The organism is Pseudomonas sp. 22072, from assembly GCF_052046095.1.
GTDB lineage: Bacteria > Pseudomonadota > Gammaproteobacteria > Pseudomonadales > Pseudomonadaceae > Aquipseudomonas > Aquipseudomonas paracarnis.
In genome coordinates this window covers 81,209-102,046 of the sequence record NZ_JBQEQE010000008.1, presented here as the reverse complement: position 1 = coordinate 102,046, position 20,838 = coordinate 81,209, and the positions used below count along the sequence as shown (strand labels likewise).

Annotated in this window: 13 protein-coding genes; 7 read left to right on the top strand and 6 right to left on the bottom strand. The window is 60.7% G+C overall.

Annotated elements, in window-relative coordinates; all coding sequences use genetic code 11:
• Positions 1–152: 152 nt before the first annotated feature.
• Positions 153–3,641 (bottom strand): chromosome segregation protein SMC, encoded by a 3,489-nt coding sequence (gene smc, locus ACTJLA_RS10795; RefSeq protein WP_440841216.1) that lies wholly within the window; start codon positions 3,639–3,641, stop codon positions 153–155.
• 2 nt (positions 3,642–3,643) lie between these two features.
• Positions 3,644–4,303, bottom strand: coding sequence for a GntR family transcriptional regulator (locus ACTJLA_RS10790; RefSeq protein WP_034128379.1), 660 nt, complete (start codon positions 4,301–4,303; stop codon positions 3,644–3,646).
• A gap of 280 nt (positions 4,304–4,583) precedes the next feature.
• Between ACTJLA_RS10790 and xdhA the strand changes: the two genes are divergently transcribed.
• The 4 genes from xdhA (at position 4,584) to guaD (ending at position 10,673) form a co-directional block, all read left to right on the top strand.
• Complete coding sequence (gene xdhA / locus ACTJLA_RS10785) at positions 4,584–6,032, top strand: xanthine dehydrogenase small subunit (protein ID WP_054898613.1); 1,449 nt, start codon at positions 4,584–4,586, stop codon at positions 6,030–6,032.
• Positions 6,025–8,451: a xanthine dehydrogenase molybdopterin binding subunit gene (xdhB, locus tag ACTJLA_RS10780; protein ID WP_314546934.1), complete on the top strand. Its 2,427-nt coding sequence runs from the start codon at positions 6,025–6,027 to the stop codon at positions 8,449–8,451. The genes xdhA and xdhB overlap by 8 nt, the downstream gene beginning before the upstream one ends.
• A 65-nt stretch (positions 8,452–8,516) precedes the next feature.
• Positions 8,517–9,356: a xanthine dehydrogenase accessory protein XdhC gene (xdhC, locus tag ACTJLA_RS10775; protein WP_127881131.1), complete on the top strand. Its 840-nt coding sequence runs from the start codon at positions 8,517–8,519 to the stop codon at positions 9,354–9,356.
• Between the two features lie 12 nt (positions 9,357–9,368).
• Positions 9,369–10,673, top strand: a complete 1,305-nt coding sequence (guaD, locus tag ACTJLA_RS10770) for a guanine deaminase (RefSeq protein ID WP_314546931.1) — start codon at positions 9,369–9,371, stop codon at positions 10,671–10,673.
• Between the two features lie 151 nt (positions 10,674–10,824).
• Here the strand turns inward: guaD and ACTJLA_RS10765 are convergent, their stop codons facing one another.
• Entirely contained in the window at positions 10,825–11,589 is a 765-nt protein-coding gene (locus ACTJLA_RS10765) for a GntR family transcriptional regulator (protein ID WP_014719469.1), read from the bottom strand.
• A 222-nt stretch (positions 11,590–11,811) separates the two neighbouring features.
• On the opposite strand from ACTJLA_RS10765, the gene ACTJLA_RS10760 reads away from it, so the two are divergent.
• Positions 11,812–13,002: a benzoate/H(+) symporter BenE family transporter gene (locus ACTJLA_RS10760; protein WP_057976252.1), complete on the top strand. Its 1,191-nt coding sequence runs from the start codon at positions 11,812–11,814 to the stop codon at positions 13,000–13,002.
• Positions 13,003–13,039: 37 nt separating this feature from the next.
• Here the strand turns inward: ACTJLA_RS10760 and ACTJLA_RS10755 are convergent, their stop codons facing one another.
• Positions 13,040–13,384 carry a YggL family protein gene (locus ACTJLA_RS10755; protein ID WP_003193255.1) on the bottom strand — a complete coding sequence of 115 codons (345 nt, stop codon included), beginning with the start codon at positions 13,382–13,384 and terminating at the stop codon, positions 13,040–13,042.
• 236 nt (positions 13,385–13,620) lie between these two features.
• Here ACTJLA_RS10755 and dacB point away from each other — a divergent pair, with 236 nt between their 5' ends.
• Complete coding sequence (gene dacB / locus ACTJLA_RS10750; protein WP_314546923.1) at positions 13,621–15,081, top strand: D-alanyl-D-alanine carboxypeptidase/D-alanyl-D-alanine endopeptidase; 1,461 nt, start codon at positions 13,621–13,623, stop codon at positions 15,079–15,081.
• Positions 15,082–15,210: 129 nt separating this feature from the next.
• Here the strand turns inward: dacB and ACTJLA_RS10745 are convergent, their stop codons facing one another.
• Together ACTJLA_RS10745 and rlmKL are read right to left on the bottom strand one after the other, a co-directional pair.
• On the bottom strand, positions 15,211–17,595 hold the full coding sequence (locus ACTJLA_RS10745) for a diguanylate cyclase (protein WP_314546922.1): 2,385 nt from the start codon (positions 17,593–17,595) through the stop codon (positions 15,211–15,213).
• A 198-nt stretch (positions 17,596–17,793) separates the two neighbouring features.
• Positions 17,794–20,058 carry a bifunctional 23S rRNA (guanine(2069)-N(7))-methyltransferase RlmK/23S rRNA (guanine(2445)-N(2))-methyltransferase RlmL gene (gene rlmKL, locus ACTJLA_RS10740; protein WP_034128371.1) on the bottom strand — a complete coding sequence of 755 codons (2,265 nt, stop codon included), beginning with the start codon at positions 20,056–20,058 and terminating at the stop codon, positions 17,794–17,796.
• Between the two features lie 532 nt (positions 20,059–20,590).
• Between rlmKL and rmf the strand changes: the two genes are divergently transcribed.
• The gene (gene rmf / locus ACTJLA_RS10735; RefSeq protein WP_002553055.1) at positions 20,591–20,806 is read left to right on the top strand and encodes a ribosome modulation factor; all 216 of its coding nucleotides are present in this window, start codon (positions 20,591–20,593) and stop codon (positions 20,804–20,806) included.
• Positions 20,807–20,838: the final 32 nt, after the last annotated feature.

Sequence of the window (20,838 nt, the reverse complement as noted above, 5' to 3'; positions counted from 1 at the left end):
ACGCACACGAAAAATTGACATTAAACTAGCACGACCAAAGATAACTTTACACCGTCTGTCAAAATGCCTTGAACAAATATGTCCATTTGCCACTTTCCCCAGACCGGTAAATCGCCCTACAGCGTGCTGTAAATTCTCTCTCCCGGCGTGGCTCAGGATTCCACCATCGCCATCGCCTCTTCCACATCCACCGCTACCAATCGCGAACATCCAGGCTCATGCATCGTCACCCCCATCAACTGGTCGGCCATTTCCATGGCGATCTTGTTGTGGGTGATATAGATGAACTGCACGGTCTGGGACATCTCTTTGACCAACCGAGCGTAGCGTCCAACGTTAGCGTCATCCAGCGGCGCGTCAACTTCGTCGAGCATGCAGAACGGCGCCGGGTTCAACTTGAAGATGGCAAATACCAGGGCCAATGCGGTCAGGGCTTTTTCGCCGCCAGACAATAAATGGATGGTGCTGTTCTTCTTGCCCGGAGGCCGCGCCATGATCGTTACCCCTGTATCGAGTAGATCTTCGCCCGTCAGTTCCAAGTAGGCGCTGCCACCACCGAAAACTTTTGGGAATAACGCCTGTAAACCGCCATTAATCTGATCAAAGGTATCTTTGAAGCGGTTGCGGGTTTCCTTGTCGATCTTGCGGATCACGTTTTCCAGGGTGTCCAGGGCTTCAACCAGATCGGCGTCCTGGGCATCCAGATAACGTTTACGCTCGGACTGCTGCTGGTACTCATCGATAGCGGCGAGGTTGATCGCGCCCAGGCGTTGAATACGTGCGGCAATCCGTTCAAGTTCTTCTTCGGCGTCTTTCTCGTTGGCCTGGGCGGTCAGGGTGTTGAGCACGCCGTGCAGGTCATAGCCGTCTTCCAGCAATTGGTCTTGCAAGGTCTTGCGGCGCACGGTGAGGGCTTGCCATTCCATACGCTGTTGTTCGAGCTGGCCGCGGATCAACTGCGATTGCTGCTCGGCCATGGTGCGACGCTTTTCGGCGTCGCGCAGTTCACGGTCGGCGTCTTCCAGGGCGATCTGGGCGGTCTTGAGTTCGACATCGACGGTCATGCGCTTGTCGAGCAATTCCTCAAGCTTGAGGCGCAGCTCTTCCAGCGGCGCCTCGCCCTCCTCCAGGTTGAGGCTCAGTTGCTCGCGCTTTTCGGTCAGGCGTTCGGACTGCATCTCCAGGCGCTCAAGGGCCTGGCGCGTGGAATCATGCTGGGCGCGCAACGAGCCCAGGCGTACGGCCAACTGATGGGCGTGGTCCTTGTGCTGCCGGGCTTCCTGGCGCACGCGGTCAAGGCGCTCGCGCAGGCTGTCGCGCTGGGCCAGCAGCAACTCGCGCTGTTCGGTGTCCAGGGCCATGCTGTCGAGGGCTTCCTGCAAGTGCAGGCGCGCTTCACCGATCTGTTCATGTTCCAGGGCGCGCTGTTCGCCCATCTCGGCCACTTCTTCGTCAAGACGGGTGCGGCGCAGGGTCAATTGCTCGACCTTGGCTCTGCTCGCGGAAAGTTGGGCTTTCAACTCGCCTTGCTGGCGCGCTTCGTCCTGCAACAGCCGACGCAGGTGTTCGCGGCCGGTTTCCTGCTGGCGCTGGGTAGCGCGCAGGGTTTGCAGTTCGGTTTCCAGGCTTTCCAGTGTGGCTTCGCGTTCTTCACGCTCGGCGCTCAGGTTGACGATTTCCTGGCCACGGGCCAATACGCCACTTTCCGCCTCACTGGCGCGGCGCACGCGCAGGAAGTGGCGGCCGACCCAATAACCATCGCGGCTGATCAAGCTTTCGCCGGTCGCCAATTGGCCGCGTTGGGCCAAGGCTTGCTCAAGGGTCTCCACGGGCCTGACCTGGCCCAGCCATGGCGACAGATCCATCGCCGCCTCGACCTTGTCCAGCAAGCTGCCCGGCACCCGTGCACCCTCGGGCGCCGGGCTGAGCAGGCGCAAATCGCCCTGGGCAAACCCGACCAGGTCGAAACCCGCAAAATCATCCACCAGCACCGCTTGCAGATCGGCACCCAACACGGTTTCCACCGCCAGTTCCCAGCCGGCTTCGACTTTCAAGCCTTCAGCCAGGCGCTGGCGCTCGGCCAAATGCTGGTCGCGCAGCCATTCGGCGGTGCCGGTGCCTGGGTCGAGCGCGGCCTGCTGCAAGGCTTCCAACGAAGCCAACCGACCATTGAGCCGCTGCAAGTCGCCCTGGGCTTGCTGCTGCGCCTGGGTCGCGGTGTGCAATTGCTGGCGCAGTTGCTCCAGGCGCTCCACTTGCTGTTCTTCGCTGGCCTCCAGCTCTTCCAGGGTCATTTCGCTTTCGGCCAGCTGTTCGCTCAGCGCCATGATCGCCGCGTCTTCCGGATCGGCAGCGAGCAATACGCGCTCCTCCTGCAACCGACGCTGGCGCTCGGCCAGACGTTCCATGCTGGTTTCCAACTGCTGGATGCGCGACTGCTGCACCTCGGCCTGGCGGCGTGGCTCGGCGGATCGCAGGTTGAAGGCGTCCCACTGTTCCTGCCAGCCGTGCATGGTGGCTTCGGATTCTTCCAGGGCGGCGGCGGCTTCTTCGGCGGCGGCGCTGGTGATTTCCTGCTCGGGGGTGAGCATGTCCAGCTCTTCGCCCAGGGTCAGCAGCAAGGTACGGTCATGGCCCAGGTGCGACTCGGTCTCCAGGCGTGCGCGCTCGGCTTCCTTCAAGTCATCCTGCAACTGGCGCAAACGCTGCTGGCCGTGCTGGATACTCTGCTCGACCCGGGCAATGTCACCGCCCACCGAATAGAAGCGGCCTTGCACCAGATTGAAGCGTTCGGACAACTCATGGTGACCGTCACGCAGGCGCTCAATGCTGGCGTCGGCATTACGCTGCTCGGCCACCAATGCTTCAAAACTGACTTCCTGGGTGCCAATAATCGCTTCGCGCTGGCCCACCTGGTCATTCAATGCTTGCCAGCGCAGGGCCGACAATTGCGCCTTGAGCTGGCGCTCTTCACCCTTGTATTCCTGATACTTCTCGGCGGCCTGGGCCTGGCGGTGCAGGCGTTCGAGCTGGCGCTCCAGCTCTTCGCGCAGGTCGGTCAGCCGGGCGAGGTTTTCGTGGGTGCGGCGGATACGGTTTTCAGTCTCGCGGCGGCGCTCCTTGTATTTGGAGATGCCAGCCGCTTCTTCGATAAAGTTGCGCAGGTCTTCGGGCTTGGCTTCGATCAGCTTGGAGATCATGCCCTGCTCGATGATCGAGTAGCTGCGCGGGCCCAGGCCAGTGCCAAGGAAGATATCGGTGATATCGCGACGGCGACACTTGGTGCCGTTGAGGAAGTAACTGTTCTGGCTGTCGCGGGTGACTTTACGACGGATGGAAATTTCCGCGTAGGCTGCGTATTCGCCGATCAGGGTGCCGTCGGAATTATCGAATACCAGTTCGATACTGGCCTGGCTCACCGGCTTGCGGCTGGTGGAGCCGTTGAAGATGACGTCGGTCATCGACTCGCCGCGCAGGTTTTTCGCCGAGCTCTCGCCCATCACCCAGCGCACGGCGTCGATGATGTTCGACTTGCCGCAGCCATTGGGCCCCACCACCGCCGCCATGTTGCTGGGGAAGTTGACGGTGGTCGGGTCGACAAAGGATTTGAACCCCGCCAACTTGATGCACTTGAGCCGCACGCTTAGGCGTCCGCCAAGGCTGCGATGACCAGCGAACTGCTGCGCTGGCAATAGGCTGTGAGCACCAGGCGAATCTGCACCAGGTCACGGGCCAGTACTGCGGCGAGCAATTGCTCGAACAGCGCCAGGAACTCGCTCATGGACGCCTTGCGCTGATCCAGCGCCAGGTAATAGGCGCGGTTCATCGCCGGTTGCAGGTTTTCGACGGTTTCCTGCAAATACGGGTTGTTGGCGAAGGGGTACGCAGCGCGCATCACATTGAAGCTTTCTTCGACGAAAGCGCGGATGTCCTCACGCTCCAGGCTCAATTGAAGGCGTTGCTGGATCTGCAGAAACGGCGCCATGTCGGCCTGGGTCTGCCAGCCTTCGGCAACCGCATTGCCGAGCAGGATGTACATCTCGCCCATCAACGTACACAGGCTCTGCACCTTGTGCGCGGTGAGTTCGGTGACGTGGGCGCCACGGCGCGGCAGGATCGCAATCAGATGGCGGCGCTCAAGGATCAGCAAAGCTTCGCGCACGGAACCACGGCTGACGTTGAGCGCCAGCGTGACTTTCTGTTCCTGGATTCGCTCCCCAGGCATGAGATCGCCGCGAATGATACGTTCGGCGAGGTGGTGAGCAATTTGCTCGGCGAGACTGTCCGGCGCCTTGAACGTCATGTTTTCCCTTCGAAATCTGCTATCGGTACAAGCGCGGCAGTGTAGCGCATTGGCCCGCTGATGGCGCTACGCCCACCTTGGCGAATTTGGCACGAAATAAGCAACGTTGAAAGCCTGTAAGCCGCCAAAAACGCCGGTTCCAGAAGACTGGACCATAATTGAAAGTGTTGTGATCGTATTTTCTTGACCCTTAGGTCAGAAAACCATTGACCGAAAAGTCAGACATGACTAGATTCGGCGCAAAGCGGTTAACAACAATAATGAGTCTGCGAGGCCTTCCGTGATCCAGTTTTTACTTAACCAGGAACTCCGTAGCGAGCACGCCCTGGACCCCAACCTGACCGTGCTCAATTATCTGCGCGAGCATGTGGGCAAATCCGGTACCAAGGAAGGTTGCGCCAGCGGCGACTGTGGCGCGTGCACCGTGGTGGTCGGCGAGTTGCACACCGACGAGCAAGGCGTCGAGCAGATTCGTTATCGCAGCCTCAATTCCTGCCTGACGTTCGTGTCGTCACTGCACGGCAAACAACTGATCAGCGTCGAAGACCTCAAGCACCAGGGCCAACTGCACAGCGTGCAACAGGCCATGGTCGAGTGCCACGGTTCGCAGTGCGGCTTTTGTACCCCAGGTTTTGTGATGTCGCTGTTTGCCCTGCAAAAGAACAGCGATGCACCCGACAGCCAGAAAGCCCATGAAGCCCTGGCCGGCAACCTGTGTCGTTGCACCGGATATCGCCCGATCCTCGCCGCCGCCGAACAGGCCTGCTGCAACAAACCCCAGGATCAATTCGACAGCCGCCAGGCTGAAACCATCGCCAGCCTCAAAGCCATCGCGCCGACGCAAACCGGTGAACTCAACAGCGGTGACAAGCGCTGCCTGGTGCCACTGACCGTCGCCGACCTGGCCGACCTCTATGACGCCTACCCGCAAGCCCGCCTGCTGGCCGGCGGCACTGACCTGGCGCTGGAGGTCACCCAGTTCCACCGCACCCTGCCGGTGATGATCTACGTCGGCAACATTGAAGCCATGAAGCGCATCGAGCAGTTCGACGACCGCCTGGAAATCGGCGCGGCCACCGCCCTCTCCGACTGCTACGCCGCGCTGCACCACGAATACCCGGACTTCGGCGAACTGCTGCAGCGCTTCGCCTCCCTGCAAATCCGCAACCAGGGCACCCTGGGCGGCAATATTGGCAACGCTTCGCCCATTGGTGATTCGCCGCCGCTGCTGATTGCCCTGGGCGCCCAGATCGTGCTGTGCAAAGGCAACACCCGCCGCACCCTGGCGCTGGAAGACTACTTCATCGACTACCGCGTCACCGCGCGCCAGGACAGCGAGTTCATCGAGACCATCATCGTGCCCAAGGGCCACACGCTGTTCCGGGCCTACAAGGTGTCCAAGCGCCTGGACGACGATATTTCCGCGGTTTGCGCAGCGTTCAACCTGAACATCGACAACGGTGTGATCAGCGCGGCTCGCGTTGCCTTCGGAGGCATGGCCGCCACACCAAAACGCGCAAAAAATTGCGAGGCCGCGTTGGTGGGCGCCATCTGGAACTTGGCCACGGTCGAGAAAGCCTGCGCCGCCCTGGCACAGGACTTCACCCCACTCTCGGACTTCCGCGCCAGCAAGGAATATCGCCTGCTCAGCGCGCAAAACCTGCTGCGCAAATACTTCATCGAACTGCAAACGCCGCACATCGAGACTCGGGTGACCGCTTATGTCTAACCATCACGCCGTGGTAAAAACCCAGGCCGAACTTGCCGCACTCTTTGCCCAGGACCTCACCACCGGGGTAGGTCGCAGCGTCAAGCATGACAGCGCCGCCAAGCATGTCAGCGGTGAAGCGCAGTACATCGACGACCGCCTGGAATTTCCCAACCAGTTGCACCTGTATGCGCGCATGTCCGACCGCGCCCATGCCCGGATCATCAGCATCGACACCGCGCCCTGCTACGCCTTCGACGGCGTACGCATTGCCATCACCCATGAAGACGTACCGGGACTGAAAGACATTGGCCCGTTGATGCCCGGCGACCCGCTGCTGGCCATCGACACCGTGCAGTTCGTGGGCCAGGTGGTACTGGCCGTGGCCGCCCGCGACCTGGAGACCGCCCGCAAGGCGGCGATGGCGGCGGTGATCGAATATGAAGACCTGGAACCGGTACTGGATGTGGTCGAGGCGTTTCGCAACAAGCACTTCGTGCTCGACAGCCACACCCACCAGCGCGGCGATTCGGCCACTGCGCTGGCAAGTGCCAAGCACCGTATCCAGGGCACCTTGCATATCGGTGGCCAGGAACACTTTTATCTCGAAACCCAGATCTCATCGGTGATGCCCACCGAAGACGGCGGCATGATCGTCTACTGTTCCACGCAAAACCCCACCGAAGTGCAGAAGCTGGTGGCCGAAGTGCTTGACGTGTCGATGAACAAGATTGTCGTGGACATGCGCCGCATGGGCGGCGGGTTCGGCGGCAAGGAAACCCAGGCCGCCAGCCCGGCATGCCTGTGCGCCGTGGTGGCGCGCCTCACTGGCCAGCCGACCAAGATGCGCCTGCCACGGGTCGAAGACATGCTGATGACCGGCAAGCGTCACCCCTTCTATATCGAATACGACGTGGGGTTTGACGACAACGGCCGACTGCACGGCATCAACCTGGAACTGGCGGGTAACTGCGGTTGTTCGCCGGACCTGTCCAACTCGATTGTCGACCGCGCCATGTTCCACGCCGACAACTCGTATTACCTGGGCGACGCCACGGTCAATGGCCATCGCTGCAAGACCAACACTGCCTCCAACACGGCCTATCGCGGCTTCGGCGGCCCCCAAGGCATGGTCGCCATCGAAGAGGTAATGGACGCCATCGCGCGCCATCTGGGCCAAGACCCGCTGGCGGTGCGCAAGGCCAACTACTACGGCAAGACCGAGCGCAACGTTACCCACTACTACCAGACCGTCGAGCACAACATGCTCGAAGAAATGACCGCTGAGCTTGAGGCCAGCAGCCAGTACGCAGAGCGCCGCGAAGCAATCCGCCTGTACAACGCCCACAGCCCGATCCTGAAAAAAGGCCTGGCGCTGACCCCGGTGAAATTCGGTATTTCGTTCACCGCCAGCTTCCTCAATCAGGCCGGCGCGCTGATCCATATCTACACCGATGGCAGCATCCACCTGAACCACGGCGGCACGGAGATGGGCCAGGGCTTGAATACCAAGGTCGCGCAAGTCGTGGCCGAGGTATTCCAGGTAGAAATCGACCGCGTCCAGATCACCGCCACCAACACCGACAAGGTACCCAACACCTCGCCCACCGCTGCCTCCAGCGGCGCCGACCTGAACGGCAAGGCCGCGCAGAATGCGGCCGAGACCATCAAGCAGCGCCTGGTGGAATTTGCGGCGCGCAAGTACGACGTAAGCGAGGCGGACGTGGAGTTTCGCAACGGCCATGTGCGCGTGCGCGAGCAGATCCTGAGCTTCGAGGCGTTGATCCAGCAGGCGTATTTCGCCCAGGTATCGCTCTCCAGCACAGGTTTCTACAAAACCCCGAAAATTTTCTACGACCGCAGCCAGTCACGCGGGCGACCGTTCTACTACTACGCGTTCGGGGCGGCTTGCTGCGAAGTGATCGTCGACACCCTGACCGGCGAATACAAAATGCTGCGCACCGACATCCTGCATGACGTCGGCGCCTCGCTGAACCCGGCCATCGACATCGGCCAGGTGGAAGGCGGCTTCATACAGGGCATGGGCTGGCTGACCATGGAAGAGCTGGTGTGGAACAACAAGGGCAAGCTGATGACCAACGGCCCGGCCAGCTACAAGATCCCGGCAGTGGCCGACATGCCGCTGGACTTGCGGGTGAAGCTGGTAGAGAACCGCAAGAACCCGGAGGACACGGTGTTCCATTCCAAGGCCGTGGGCGAGCCGCCGTTCATGCTCGGGATTGCTTCGTGGTGTGCAATCAAGGATGCGGTGGCGAGCTTGGCTGACTATCGCCAGCAGCCCAGGATCGATGCGCCGGCCACGCCCGAGCGGGTGTTGTGGGGGTGTGAACAGATGCGGCAGTTGCGGGCGCCAAAGGCTGTTGATCGTTCCCACGCTCCGCGTGGGAATGCCGCCCTGGACGCTGTGCGTCCGCTCTAGTGACGCTGAGCGTCACGGTATGCATTCCCACGCGGAGCGTGGGAACGATCTGACTGGAGGTAGACATGGACAACTGGATCAGCGCCCTCGCCACCCTGCAAAACCAGGGCGAACCCTGCGTGCTCGTCACCATCATCGAAGAACTCGGCTCAACCCCGCGCAACGCCGGTTCCAAGATGGTCATCAGCGCCGCGCACACCTTCGACACCATCGGCGGTGGGCACCTGGAATACAAGGCGATGCAGATCGCCCGGGACATGCTGGTGCGCGGCCAGCAGAACACCCATCTGGAGCGCTTCAGCCTCGGCGCCAGCCTGGGCCAGTGCTGCGGTGGCGTGACCGTGCTGCTGTTCGAACCCATGGGCCAGGCGCAGGCGCACATCGCCGTGTTTGGCGCCGGCCACGTCGGCCGTGCGTTGGTGCCATTGCTGGCGAGTCTGCCCTGCCGGGTGCGCTGGATCGATTCCCGCGAGCAGGAATTCCCGCAGCACATCCCCCAAGGCGTGCGTAAAATTGTCAGCGAAGAGCCGGTCGACGAAATTGCCGACCTGCCTGCAGGCAGCTACTGCATCGTCATGACCCACAACCACGCGCTGGACCTGGAACTGACCGCCGCCCTGCTCAAGCGCAACGACTTCGCCTACTTCGGCCTGATCGGCTCGAAAACCAAGCGGGTCAAATTCGAACACCGCCTGCGTGATCGCGGCTTTGACGCCGCGCAGTTGCAACGCATGCGTTGCCCCATGGGCCTCCCCGAGGTCAAGGGCAAGCTTCCGGTGGAGATCGCCATCTCCATCGCCGGTGAAATCATCGCCACCTATAACGCCAATTTCGGCCAGCATCTTGCCGGCGCCGAACCTATTGCCAAACTGCTGCCGGCTTCGCGCCGCAGCCACGCTATCTGAATTGAGACGATCATGCCTTTGACTCGCAAAGCCTACCGTGCCGCCATCCTGCACAGCATCGCCGACCCTGCCATCGTGGGGATCGAAGCCTCTTATGAATATTTCGAGGACGGCCTGCTGGTGATCGACAACGGCCAGATCAGTGCCCTCGGGCACGCCAGCGACCTACTGCCGAGCCTGCCCGCCGATATCGACATCACCCATTACCAGGACGCGCTGATCACCCCTGGCTTGATCGACACCCATATCCACCTGCCGCAGACCGGTATGGTCGGCGCCTATGGCGAGCAGTTGCTGGACTGGCTCAACACCTACACCTTCCCCTGTGAAAGCCAGTTTGCCGACAAGGCTCACGCCGAAGAAGTCGCCGATATCTTCATCAAGGAACTGCTGCGCAACGGCACCACCACAGCGCTGGTGTTCGGCAGCGTGCACCCGCAATCGGTGAATGCATTCTTTGAAGCGGCCGAGAAACTCGACCTGCGCATGATCGCCGGCAAGGTGATGATGGACCGCAACGCGCCGGACTACCTCACCGACACCGCCGAATCCGGCTACCAGGAAAGCAAGGCGCTGATCGAGCGCTGGCACGGCAAGGGGCGCCTGCATTACGCGGTGACGCCACGCTTCGCCCCTACGAGCACGCCGGAGCAACTGACGCTGGCCGGTCAGCTGCTGGGCGAGTACCCGGATTTGTACATGCAGACCCACATCAGCGAGAACAAGCAGGAAATCGAGTGGGTCAATGAGCTGTTCCCGGAGCGCAACGGCTACCTGGATGTCTACGACCACTACAAGCTGCTCGGCGAGCGCTCGGTGTTTGCCCACGGCGTACACCTGTGCGACGACGAATGCGCACGGCTGGCAGAGACCGGCTCGGCGGTGGCGTTCTGCCCGACTTCGAACTTCTTCCTCGGTAGTGGGTTGTTCAACCTGCCGATGGCCGAGAAACACAACTTGAACGTGGGCCTGGGCACCGACGTGGGCGGCGGCACCAGCTTCTCGCTGCTGCAAACCCTGAACGAAGCCTACAAGGTCATGCAACTGCAAGGTGCGCGGCTGAGCCCGTTCAAGTCGCTGTACCTGGCGACCCTGGGCGGCGCTCGAGCGCTGCGCCTGGAAGACAAGATCGGCACGTTGCAACCAGGCACCGATGCAGACTTCCTGGTATTGGATTACAACGCCACGCCGCTGCTGAGCTATCGCCTGAAACAGGCCAGTAACATTGCCGAGACGTTGTTTGTGCTGATGACGTTGGGGGATGACCGGACGGTGTTGCAGACCTATGCAGCCGGGCAACTGGTGCACCAGCGCTGATTCAAGCTACATACAACCAATGTGGGAGCTGGCTTGTGTGGGAGCTGGCTTGCCTGCGATAACATCACCGCGGTGTAACTGATACACTGCGGCGCCTGCATCGCGGGCAAGCCCGGCTCCCATACAAGCCTGCTCCCACATTTGATTGGGTTTACAACTTTACAGACGAGCGCCCAGGTTTTTTAGTCTGTAAAAGATGCGAAAACACCGCATGCAAATCATCCGACGCACTCTCTTCATCGAGGTTGAGCTTGCTGTCGATGTGATCCATGTGATGCATCATCAAGTTCACCGCCAACGTCGCATCCCGGGCTTCGATCGCGTCAATCAACTGGGTGTGCTCATCGTAGGAACAGTGCGAGCGGTTGCCGCTTTCGTACTGAGCGATGATCAATGACGTCTGAGACACCAGGCTGCGCTGGAAGCTGATCAGCGGCGCGTTCTTCGCGGCTTCGGCCAGCTTCAAATGGAATTCGCCAGAGAGACGGATACCGGCGCCGCGATCACCGCGCGAGAAGCTGTCGCGCTCGTCGTTGACCATCTGGCGCAACTCGGCCAACTGCTCGGCCGTGGCGTGCTGCACCGCCAACTCCGTGATCGCCCGCTCCACCAGGCGCCGTGCCATGAACACCTGGCGCGCTTCTTCGACGCTTGGGCTGGCAACCACCGCACCGCGATTGGGCCGCAGCAGTACCACGCTTTCATGGGCCAGGCGCGACAGCGCACGGCGAATGATGGTGCGGCTCACGCCGAAGATCTCGCCCAGTGCCTCTTCACTCAATTTGGTTCCGGGCGCCAGGCGTTGTTCAAGGATCGCCTCGAAGATATGCGCATAGACGATATCGTCCTGGGTTCCGCTGCGACCGGCCTTGCCGGCTCGCGGTTGTTTCTTGAGAGGTTGCAACTGTTCGTTCATGAGCACTCGGGTTTGAGAACGGCGAATTAACGGTAATACGGCAACAGCGTGTCGCTGGCAAGTATCACCTAAAAACAGCGCACATTGTACACAACCCACTGCGCCAACACACTGTACGGCTGTTTGCGGCCTCGGCTGTATTGCAATGACTCGTTACGTTTGAGTTTAGGCTTGAATCAGAGCCGCCAGCGGCAAATTCCCGGCAATAAGGAACTCCTCTCCATGACCGACGCCACCCAAGCGCCCTTGCGCCCGCTGGCCGACACCTCTGCGTCAGCCGTCGTCGCCGGCTTTATCGCCATGATGACCGGCTATACCAGCTCCCTGGTGCTGATGTTCCAGGCCGGCCAGGCCGCCGGCTTGACCACCGCGCAGATTTCTTCGTGGATCTGGGCGATTTCCATCGGCATGGCGGTGTGCAGCATCGGCCTGTCCCTGCGCTATCGCACACCGATCACCATCGCCTGGTCCACCCCTGGCGCGGCGCTGCTGATCACCAGCCTGGGCGGCGTGAGCTATGGCGAGGCCATCGGTGCCTACATCACCTGCGCGGTACTGGTGACGCTCTGCGGGTTGACCGGCAGCTTTGAGAAACTGGTCAAGCGGATTCCGGCGTCATTGGCGGCGGCGCTGTTGGCCGGGATTCTGTTCAAGATCGGCAGCGAAATTTTTGTCGCCGCCCAGCATCGTACCGGGCTGGTGCTGGGGATGTTCTTCACCTACCTGATCATCAAGCGCCTGTCGCCGCGTTATGCCGTGCTGGCCGCCTTGCTCATCGGCACCGCCTTGTCAGGACTGATGGGGCTGCTGGATTTCAGCGGCTTTCATCTGGAGGTGGCGACGCCTGTGTGGACCACGCCGCATTTCTCGCTGGCGGCGACCATCAGCATCGGCATCCCGCTGTTCGTGGTGGCCATGACCTCGCAGAACATGCCCGGCGTAGCCGTGCTGCGGGCCGATGGCTACACCGTGCCGGCTTCGCCGTTGATCACCATCACCGGCCTGGCGTCACTGGTGCTGGCACCGTTCGGCTCCCACGGCATCAACCTGGCGGCGATCAGCGCCGCGATCTGCACCGGGCCGCACGCCCATGAAGACCGCAACAAGCGCTACACCGCTGCGGTGTGGTGTGGGGTGTTCTATGGGATTGCCGGGGTATTCGGCGCCACGCTGGCAGCACTGTTCGCAGCCCTGCCCAAGGAACTGGTGCTGTCGATTGCGGCGTTGGCGTTGTTTGGCTCGATCATCAATGGCTTGAGCATCGCCATGAATGAGCCGAAGGAACGGGAAGCGGCGCTGATTACCTTTATGGTCACGGCGTCAGGCTTGACGTTGTTTTCCATCGGTTCGGCGTTCTGGGGGATTGTGGCGGGGGTGTTGACGCTGCTGATTCTGAATTGGCGCAAGGCATAAAAAAACGGCGACCCTCAGGTCGCCGTTTTTTTCAGTATCACTTAGCCGCGTTGATCGGCTTTTCCGGATACCACACGTCCAGCAACGGGCTGACTTCAGCCTTGGTCAGCTCGGAACGGGTTTTCAGCCAGGCTTCGACCGCAGCACGCTGCTCTTCGGAGACCGAGCCACGCTTTTGCAGGCAAACCAGACCGTAGTCATCGCCGCCGACATAGCCCAGGCCATTGGCTTCCATGGCTTCTTTGATGAATGCTTCGAGGAAAGCGTCGATAGCTTCTTCACTCAGGCCTTCGTTGAAGTCCAGGTTCAGTTCGAAACCCAGCTCTTGAAATTCATCAACGCACAGTTTTTTGCGCAGACGCTGGGAACGGTTAGTCGCCATTGGAACAATCCTCATAAGTATTAACGGGCGGCACTTTAGCAGTTTAAGGCGGCAATTGCCCGACTCTCTGGGACCGACGGGCAAATGCGCGCAAAAAAACCGCAATTAGCGGCTATCGTTCAGCTACAAGCAGCGCCAGCTTGGGGCATAATGCCGACACTTTCGTGACCAATGAGGGATTTTCTTCCGTACCCCTCGCCTTTTTCACCCTCCTCAGCAGTAGGGTTTTATTTCTTATGATCAAATCTTTGCGTTCAGTGTTACTTGCCAGTGTTGTCTTGCCCCTGGCCTTTTCCGTTTCCGCTGCTCCCGTCAATAACACCCTGCCACCCAGCGTTGCGCAGGCCTTGCAGAAAGCCAAGCTGCAAAATACCGCGTTGTCCCTGGTGATGCTGCCCCTGAACGGCCCTGGTACCCCTACGGTTTTCAACGCCGACGTCTCGGTGAACCCGGCTTCCACCATGAAGCTGGTCACCACTTACGCGGCCCTGGAAATGCTCGGCCCCAACCATCAGTGGAAGACCGAGTTCTACACCGATGGCACCCTCAGCGGCGGCGTATTGCGTGGCAACCTGTACCTCAAGGGCGGCGGCGATCCCAAGCTGAACATGGAAAAACTCTGGCTGCTGATGCGCGACCTGCGCGCCAATGGCGTGCAGCAAGTCACCGGCGACCTGGTCCTGGACCGTAACTTCTTCAACCAGCCGCAATTACCCGAGTTCAACGACGACGGCAACGATGAGAACAAGCCGTTTCTGGTCAAGCCCGACGCCTTGCTGGTCAACCTCAAGGCCTTGCGCTTCGTGACCCGCAATGATTCGGGGCGGGTGATCGTATCGGTCGAGCCGCCGATTGCCAGCATTCGCATCGACAACCAGGTGAAAGTCACCAACGCCAAGCAGTGCACCGGTGACGTGCGCTACAGCCCGGTGACCGCCGCCGACGGCAGCGTGACCGTGACCGTCAGCGGCCAATTGGGTGATGGCTGCAGCTCGCAGACTTACCTGTCGCTGCTCGACCACGCCACCTACACCGCAGGCGCCGTGCGGGCGATCTGGAAAGAGTTGGGCGGTACCATCCAGGGCCGTGATATCCAGGCACCGGTGCCCAAGGATGCCAAGGTGCTGGCGCGCGCCTTCTCGCCGGACCTGGCGGAGATCATCCGTGACATCAACAAATACAGTAACAACACCATGGCCCAGCAGTTGTTCCTGAGCCTGGGTGCACAGTTTCGCAACGATGCCGATGGCGACGATGCCAAGGCCGCGCAACGTGTCGTGCGCCAGTGGCTGGCCAAGAAAGGCATCACCGCGCCGCACCTGGTGATGGAAAACGGCTCCGGCCTGTCCCGCGCCGAACGGGTCAGCGCCCGCGAAATGGCGGCCATGCTGCAAGCGGCGTGGAAAAGTCCTTATGCGGCGGAGTACATCAGCTCGATGCCGATCGCCGGCACCGACGGCACCATGCGTAAACGCCTGAAAACCACCGCCCTGCGCGGCGAAGCCCACGTAAAGACCGGCACCTTGAACACCGTACGCGCCATTGCCGGCTACAGCCGCGACAACAATGGCAATACCTGGGCGGTGGTGGCGATTCTCAACGACTCCAAGCCTTGGGGAGCCTCGTCGGTGTTGGATCAGGTGCTGCTAGACCTGTATCGCCAGCCGAAGGCCGTTGCGGCCGCGTCGGTCCTCTAAGCACTCCATTACCCTGTCTGATCGTTCCCACGCTCTGCGTGGGAATGCTTTTTTGGACGCTCTGCGTCCGCGCTCAAGGCGTGACGCGGAGCGTCTTAGGATGCATTCCCACGCAGAGCGTGGGAACGATCATTCAAGCATCAGGGCTTCCTCGACGCGATCCCTGCCCGCCTGCTTGGCCACATACACCGCCGAATCAGCGCGCAGCAGCAACCCATCGATGCCTTCGTCAACCCGCCAACTGGCCACGCCGAAGCTGGCGGTGACCACTCCCACCGGTTCCATCGCCGCATCGCGCAACGACTGCCACAACTGTATCGCCAGGCTGTAGGCCTGAGCGCCATCGGTGTTGGGGCACAGCACCACGAACTCTTCCCCGCCGATCCGGCAAAACACATCGGTGCGGCGCAAGCGTTGGCCGATACGCTTGCACAACTCCTGCAACACGCTGTCGCCCACGGCATGGCCGTGCTGATCGTTGATGCGCTTGAAGTGGTCGATATCGAGCATGATCAACGACAGCGCGCCAGATATACGGTTGAGCCGAAGCATTTCGCCCTTGAGACGATCCTGGAAATAGCGCCGGTTATAGATCCCTGTCAGGGAGTCGGTGATGGACAACGCGCGCAGTTCTTCCTCGACCCGTTTGAGGTCAGAAATATCCGATACATAACCGTGCCAAAGCGTACCGCCTCCCGGCAACTCTTCCGGCGTCGCTTCGCCGCGAATCCAGCGCAGGCCTCGCTGGGGTAATTGCACGCGGTACTCCTCTCGCCAATGGCTCATTTGCAACGCAGAAAGGCGTATCGACGCACGCACTCGCTCCAGATCCAAAGGGTGAATGCGCTCCAGGACCGTGCGCGCATCCTTCTGCAGCATGCCCAGCTCGATTTCATAGATATCGCGCATGCCTTCGCTGGCATAGATGAAACGCCCATTGTCCTGGGGCTCCAGGGTGAACTGGAAGATGCCACCAGGCACATGGGCGCTGAGTTTTTTCAGCAGGCGGTCGCGGACGGCAAGGGCCTCATAGGCGCGCTTTTGCTCGGTGACATCCAGGTAAATCGCCAGGTGCCCGACCCATAGGCCATGGTCATCCAAGAGCGCGGTCGGCAACATGTTGACCGTCAACTGGCTGCCATCCTTGCGCACCAGCGTCCACTCACGTCCTTCATGTTGACTGTCCGGGCTCTCCACCAGCATCGCCTGACTCGCTGGAATGCGCTTGCCCAGCGCCCTGCTCAACGCCTCGGCGCGGGCGTCGAGTTCCACGGCCACATGCAGACGGTCCAAGGTCATATGCCCAAGCACCTCCTCGGCCTTGAAGCCCAACATCTGTTCGGCACCGGCATTGAAGGTGTTGATCACACCGCGCAGGTCAGTGGCAATGATCGCCACTTGAGTCGCCGCATTCAACACGCTGCGCAGTTGCCCATGGGCGCCACGCAACTCCTGCTCACGGGCACGCAATTGAACGGTGCGTTGCTCCACCAGTTTCAGTGCGCGCTGGCGCTGGCTGACCAACATGTAAAGCAGCGCACTGAGCAAGGCGCTGAGCAACACGCCCATCGCCAGAATGGCGTGCATCGAAGAATGGTTGGCCCTGTCGAACACTTCGCTGGCGCTCAGGCTAAGAGCGTAGACATGATCGCCCAGGGAGAGGCGGCGTGCAGCCGTCAAGCCACTGCTGCCCAACGCGTTACTGGACGCATATAACACCCGTTGCTGAGTGTCGGAGGTGTCTACGATCTGCATCACCAGGTTGTCACGGTTGGGCCTGGGCAACCCCTCGGCCACCAGCTGGCGCATGCTGATCACCGCCATCACAAAACCATAAGGCTCGGCCCCCGCGACTTTGCTCACGGGCGCCACCAATAACACGCCTGCCGCATAAGCGGGCTCCACCCCCACCAATTGCATGGGCTGTGACACCGCCAACTGGCCGCTTTGTTGTGCACGCTCCAGCGCTGCACGGCGCAGGGGCTGCGCCAGCAAATCAAAGCCCAGCGGCGAGCCCAGCAAACTCTGCGTCTGGCTGTACAGCACCGGTACGTATTCATCGCGCTCGGCCGCTGGCGCCAATTCACCGGAGGTATTCAGTTCGCGGATACTGAAGGGAATGCCACGCTGGCGAGAAATGTCCTGTTCAAACAGGCTGCGCTGCGTGCGAAATATCCGTGGTGCCCAGGCATAAGCACGGGCATGCAACAACAGCGGTTTGGCGAAACCGTCGAACTCGTTGCGGGACACCTCGCCGGAATTGACGAAGAAACGCTGCAGGCTGCCCAGGCGTTGTTCCTGGTCTTCAAAACGTTCCTGGATGCGGCTGTAGCGCTCGTTGACCAGCAACTGGAACCGCTGGCGCACCTGTTGCTGATACAGGTCGGACGCCGCCCACGCGACGACCACCGTCAGCGCGCTACCAACCACTAACACCACCAATGCCACCAGCCAAGCCGATGCCTGCTCACTGATAAAACCAAGGATTTTCGGGCGAACGACTTGCATCGGCATAGGCAACACTCACAGCGCCAGTGTGCGGGGTGTCACTTTGGCTAGGGCTTAAGTTATAGCCATCGGTCATGGGTTTGACCAGCGCAAAACCGTCAACTGGCTTATTGTGGCGAGGGAGCTTGCTCCCGCTCGGNGCCGCTGCGCAGCCCAGCGGGAGTAAGCTCCCTCGCCACAGAAGCTCGCTCCTACAGGGGAAAATCAGCGTGCGGTGATTTTCCAGGCGCGGTGGATCTTGGCATTGCGCGCAAAATCCGGGTCGATGGTCTTGTCGCTGATTTCCTCGACCGCATAGCGTTCGCTGAGGTTGTCTTCCAGCTGGAACTTGCGGAAGTTGTTGGAGAAGTACAGCACGCCACCCGGCGCCAGGCGCGCCATGGCCAGGTCGAGCAACTGCACATGGTCACGCTGCACGTCGAAGATGCCTTCCATGCGCTTGGAGTTGGAGAAGGTCGGCGGGTCGATGAAAATCATGTCGAATTCATCGCGGCTCGCTTCCAGCCACGCCATCACGTCACCCTGTTCCAGGCGGTTCTTGTCGGAGAAGCCGTTGAGGGAGAAATTGCGACGCGCCCAGTCCAGATAGGTCTTGGACAGGTCGACGCTGGTGGTGCTGCGCGCGCCGCCCTTGGCAGCATGCACACTGGCTGTGGCGGTGTAGCAATACAGATTGAGGAAGCGCTTGCCCGCCGCTTCCTTCTGGATGCGCATGCGCATCGGGCGATGGTCGAGGAACAGGCCGGTGTCCAGGTAATCGGTGAGGTTGACCAGCAACTTAACGCCGCCTTCACTGACCTCGGTGAACTTGCCTTGGGCACTCTGACGCTCGTATTGCTTGGTGCCGCTCTGACGCTCACGACGCTTGACCACCACACGGCTCTTGTCGACGTTCAGTGCCTGGGGAATTGCCGCCAGGGCATCGAACATGCGGGCCGAGGCTTTTTCCGGGTCGATGGATTTAGGCGCGGCGTATTCCTGTACGTGCACCCAATCGTGGTACAGGTCGATGGCCATGGAGTATTCAGGCATGTCGGCGTCATACACACGGTAGCAATCCACCCCTTCGCGCTTGGCCCATTTGCCCAACAGCTTGAGGTTCTTCTGCAGGCGGTTGGCGAACATCTGCCCGCCTTCGCTCAAGCGCGCCTGTTCCACCACGGGGGCCGGGGCGGGCTTGATCGGGTTGCCGTTCTTGTTGTACTGACGCTCTGCCGGCTCGCTCGGGGCCTGGTCGTAGGCCGCTTGCTCACGTTCGGCCTGACGCTGTTCAGGAGTGCGGCGCTCGCCCGTGACGAACTGATCCGGGTTGACCTTGATCAGCAGCAACTTGCACGGCAATGCGCCGTTCCAGAACGAATACTGTTTGTGGCTACGGATACCCATGCGCTTGCCCAGGTCCGGCGCGCCGGTAAACACCGCCGCTTCCCAGCCCATGCAGGCCTGGCGCAGGCGCTCGCCGAGGTTCTGGTAGAGGTACAACAGGCTGGCTTCATCACCCAAGCGCTCGCCGTAAGGTGGGTTGCAGATGACCAGGCCTTTCTGGTTCTGGTCCGGGCGCGGCTCGAAAGTACCGACTTCGCCTTGGTACACCTTGATCCAATGGCTCAGCCCGGCGCGCTCGATGTTATTGCGAGCAGGCTGGATCAAGCGTGGGTCGGCTTCATAGCCACGCACCCACAAAGGCGGCTTGTTCATGCCGATAGCGGCGCGCTCAGTGGCTTCTGCGTGCAGTTTTTTCCACAGCGCCGGGACGTGGCCCAGCCAGGTGGTGAACCCCCACAGTTCACGATTGAGGTTGGGGGCCATGTCGGCGGCGATCATCGCGCCCTCGACCAGAAAGGTACCCACACCGCACATCGGGTCTGTCAGCGCGCCGCCTTCGGCCGCAATACGCGGCCAGCCGGCGCGGATCAGGATCGCCGCCGCCAGGTTTTCCTTCAGCGGTGCCGCACCCTGCTGCAGGCGGTAGCCGCGCTGGTGCAGGCTGTGGCCGGAAAGATCCAGGGACAGGATGGCTTCGCCACGGTCCAGGCGCAGGTGAATGCGCAGGTCAGGGTTGATCTTGTCGATGGATGGACGTTCGCCGGTCGGGGTGCGCAGTTTGTCGACGATCGCATCCTTGACCTTCAGGGCGCCGAAGTGGGTGTTGTCGATGCCCGAGCCGTGCCCGCTGAACTCCACCGCAAGGGTACCGTCGGGGACCATGTGGTCAGCCCATTCGATGTCCAGCACGCCGTGGTAAAGATCCTCGGCGTCCTTCATCGGGAAGCGCTTGAGCACCAGCAACACACGGTTGGCCAGGCGCGACCAGAGGCACAGGCGGTAGGCGGTTTCCATGTCGGCCATGCCGCGCACGGCCGAGGTGTGCTCGCGGGCTTCCTCAAGGCCAAGCCCGACGGCTTCCTCGATCAGCAGGCCTTCGAGGCCCTTGGGGCAGGTGAGGAAGAGTTCAAAACGGTCCGACATGGGGCATTCCAGGCTTTTCAGCAATAAGTGAACAGGCGACGCATCGCCGGTTCGGTTTTCAATCAAGCACTTTTCTCGAAGAGTGCTCGCGTGGCACGAATGTGCCGTTCCACCCCGTCTGACGGGCCCTTGAGCCTTTATTGGCGAGGCAGAAGAAGAATGTTGTGCAATAAAAAGAAATATTCCGACCCTTCGTCGAATAATAACCGACTGCAACAGGCGGTCATTCTCACCAAGGGATTAAACCTTTCCTCTGTGCAGGGCACATCATAGCTGGCTTTGCCCTATAAAAGGGGCGAATAACCATCCCAGCTTATGGCTATAGCATCGTTATCGTTACGTGCTTATGACAAAACGATCATTGAATACATGTGACCTATTGGTTAGAACTCAACACAGGTTGGCGCCGTAACGGTGCCGACACATCGGCTCGCCACGCCGGCAGCGAGCCCACCAACGGCAGAAAAACTCTGCCCGGCCTTGGACAAGGCCGAAGGATATCTAGACAGTCAACAAGTGAGGGAAACACCCTATGAGAAGACTTAAGCGTGATCCGTTGGAAAGAGCATTTTTACGCGGATATCAATATGGCGTTCATGGAAAATCCCGTGAGCTTTGCCCATTTACTCTACCGTCGGTACGCCAAGCCTGGATCAACGGCTGGCGAGAAGGACGCGGCGACAACTGGGACGGTATGACTGGCACTGCGGGCATCCACAGACTCAACGAACTTCACGCCGTCGGCTAATCAGGGGCACTTTATTCCGACACACATCTCTG

Coding starts and splice junctions, on each gene's coding strand:
- ACTJLA_RS10790 (WP_034128379.1), bottom strand. CDS start 4,303: ATGACGTTCAAGGCGCCGGACAGTCTCGCCGAGCAAATTGCTCACCAC.
- xdhB (WP_314546934.1), top strand. CDS start 6,025: ATGTCTAACCATCACGCCGTGGTAAAAACCCAGGCCGAACTTGCCGCA.
- xdhC (WP_127881131.1), top strand. CDS start 8,517: ATGGACAACTGGATCAGCGCCCTCGCCACCCTGCAAAACCAGGGCGAA.
- guaD (WP_314546931.1), top strand. CDS start 9,369: ATGCCTTTGACTCGCAAAGCCTACCGTGCCGCCATCCTGCACAGCATC.
- ACTJLA_RS10765 (WP_014719469.1), bottom strand. CDS start 11,589: ATGAACGAACAGTTGCAACCTCTCAAGAAACAACCGCGAGCCGGCAAG.
- ACTJLA_RS10760 (WP_057976252.1), top strand. CDS start 11,812: ATGACCGACGCCACCCAAGCGCCCTTGCGCCCGCTGGCCGACACCTCT.
- ACTJLA_RS10755 (WP_003193255.1), bottom strand. CDS start 13,384: ATGGCGACTAACCGTTCCCAGCGTCTGCGCAAAAAACTGTGCGTTGAT.
- dacB (WP_314546923.1), top strand. CDS start 13,621: ATGATCAAATCTTTGCGTTCAGTGTTACTTGCCAGTGTTGTCTTGCCC.
- ACTJLA_RS10745 (WP_314546922.1), bottom strand. CDS start 17,595: ATGCCGATGCAAGTCGTTCGCCCGAAAATCCTTGGTTTTATCAGTGAG.
- rlmKL (WP_034128371.1), bottom strand. CDS start 20,058: ATGTCGGACCGTTTTGAACTCTTCCTCACCTGCCCCAAGGGCCTCGAA.
- rmf (WP_002553055.1), top strand. CDS start 20,591: ATGAGAAGACTTAAGCGTGATCCGTTGGAAAGAGCATTTTTACGCGGA.